Origin of the sequence: Bacillus cereus group sp. BfR-BA-01524, from assembly GCF_022662595.1 — a bacterium.
GTDB lineage: Bacteria > Bacillota > Bacilli > Bacillales > Bacillaceae_G > Bacillus_A > Bacillus_A thuringiensis_S.
In genome coordinates, this window is record NZ_JAKUDW010000210.1 from 1 (window position 1) to 2,300 (window position 2,300).

Consider the following 2,300-nt stretch of genomic DNA (forward strand, 5'->3'; position numbering starts at 1 on the left):
ACCAATTGCAAAAATGAGTGCTAAATTATCAAAAACTGCTGCACCGGCCTGTGCCATAACAGGAATATCAAATACATCTGGTTGCCCTAAACGAAGCAATAATCCTGCTGCTGGTAGTACGGCGATTGGAAGCATTAACGCTTTACCAATACGTTGTAAAAACTGCAACATTTTAATTCCCCCTATCAAATTTATGAAATCGTTATCATTATAAGCACGCCTTAGAAAACGCTTTCTATTTACATAACTATAATAACATATAGTTGTATAGATGTGTAGTTTTTATTTTTGAATTTTTTATGGATAAATCTCCTATTTCCAAACTGTTATATAAAAGGAAAATTCTCCTTTTTAAAATACAGAATACTCGAAACGAAAGACCTATTATAGCACATTGAACTTTCGTTTTATCATTCCACTTTTTCATGTTATTATTTATTTCCGAGCATATCGGGAAAAGTAAACTTAGTTAATTCAAAATAGGAGCGTTGGTACTATGCAGTGCATTGAAACAAACAACTTACAACAGTTGTTAGAACAAGTAAAACCATATACGAAAAAAGGAAAACTTGCTACTTATATCCCCGAACTAGGAAATGCAAATCCAGACGATTTAGGGATTGCCATTTTCCATAAAGAAACAGAATATATCCATGCTGGCAACTCACAAACACTATTTACTCTTCAAAGTATTTCTAAAGTAATTACACTTGCCCTTGCCCTTTTAGACCGTGGTGAAGAATATGTATTTTCTAAAGTTGGAATGGAACCAACGGGTGACCCATTTAATTCTATTATTAAATTAGAAACGACAAGTCCGTCCAAACCCCTTAATCCAATGATTAATGCAGGAGCATTAGCTATTACAAGCATGTTAGCAGGAAAAGATAACGAGGAAAAAATGGAACGTATTCTTCATTTTGTACGTGAAATAACAGATAACCCTACTATTAATTATTCCTCTAAAGTTGCCGATTCAGAATTAGAGACAGCTTATCTAAATCGTTCGCTTTGCTATTATATGAAACAAAACGGTATTATCGATTGTGATATTGAAGAACTTATGGATTTATATACTCGTCAATGCGCAGTTGAAATAAACTGCATCGATTTAGCACGTATCGGCTTAATTTTTGCAATGGATGGATATGATCCATATAAGAAAAAACAAATTATCCCTAAACATATTACAAAAATTTGCAAAACATTTATGGTCACATGTGGTATGTATAACGAATCTGGTGAATTTGCAATCCGTGTTGGTATCCCTGCAAAAAGTGGTGTAGCGGGTGGTATTTTCGGCTGCGTAAAAGGCGATATGGGAATCGGCATTTTCGGACCGGCTTTAGATGCAAACGGAAATAGTATTGCTGGTTTTAAAATTCTTGAACTTCTTTCTGCTCAAGAAGGCTGGAGTATTTTTTAATCGCGAGTTATCCTGCTATACTAGCAGGATTTTTTATTTCACCAAAACCTCACTTTTGTCAGTTATCAATCCTCTTACAAAAACAGTGCTGAAAGTTTCTCTATATCATGCATATTTGTTCCCCCCTCCTGAATAATATAGTACAACCTAGCGCTATATGTGGAGGTGTGAAAGATGAAACTAATATTTCAAATGGGAAAACAACCTGTTCTTGAAAAAACAATCCTTCTTTTTATATTGAGTATTGTAGAAAGCTTGAAGTTAAAAGTTGTTTCACTCGACGAAGCTCACCGATACATATTCAATTTAGAAGTACTTGAATTATTAATGGATCGGAACATCGATGATCAAGTACTTGAACTTATTCATTTCGGGATGGGACTTGAAGACATTCATCATGTGCTTCCTGAAGAACTTGAGCACACGATTGAGGAATTAAAGTGGCTTTGCATCCAAGTGTTAAGTGAATACAGTATGCATGAAGAATCAGAACAATTAATTGAAGACATACGCTAAAAAGCACCTATGTAGTATGTAGGTGCTTTTTATTTATTAAGAAGTAAATATCCGATGTCGATATATGCAACTTATTCAAGTATTTCCGAGGAAATGCTCGAACATTGCTTTTCTATTTTCACAACAACTGATCAATCCCAATAAGTATTAATAACACTCCTGCAATAACCGTAGCCCATTTCCCTAAGTATGCTGCTAAATATCGTTTTCCTACATACGCAAAACCGCTTATGCAAATAAAACTAAACACCCCAGAAATAGTCGCTGTAAGCCAAAGATTTAAATTTGTTACCCCTGCATCAAACCCACCTGCAATATTATTAATAGATAATGCAACTCCTAAAACAAGTGCTTCAGA

General features: G+C 34.6%; 4 protein-coding genes and 1 pseudogene. 2 read left to right on the forward strand and 3 right to left on the reverse strand.

From position 1 onward, the window contains the following. Both MR170_RS30355 and MR170_RS32555 read right to left on the reverse strand, forming a co-directional pair. A partial coding sequence (locus tag MR170_RS30355) for a PTS transporter subunit EIIC (protein ID WP_242310593.1) occupies nt 1-171 on the reverse strand: 171 nt, incomplete at its 3' end. A 141-nt stretch (nt 172-312) separates the two neighbouring features. Then, nucleotides 313-427 (reverse strand): annotated as a pseudogene (locus tag MR170_RS32555) (transcriptional regulator). A gap of 69 nt (nt 428-496) precedes the next feature. Here MR170_RS32555 and glsA point away from each other — a divergent pair. Next, nucleotides 497-1,426, forward strand: coding sequence for a glutaminase A (gene glsA, locus MR170_RS30360; protein WP_016083634.1), 930 nt, complete (start codon nt 497-499; stop codon nt 1,424-1,426). Between the two features lie 174 nt (nt 1,427-1,600). Continuing rightward, nucleotides 1,601-1,942: a DUF3969 family protein gene (locus tag MR170_RS30365; protein WP_000766603.1), complete on the forward strand. Its 342-nt coding sequence runs from the start codon at nt 1,601-1,603 to the stop codon at nt 1,940-1,942. Between the two features lie 118 nt (nt 1,943-2,060). Here MR170_RS30365 and MR170_RS30370 read toward each other — a convergent pair. After that, a partial coding sequence (locus MR170_RS30370; RefSeq protein ID WP_242310591.1) for a manganese efflux pump occupies nt 2,061-2,300 on the reverse strand: 240 nt, incomplete at its 5' end.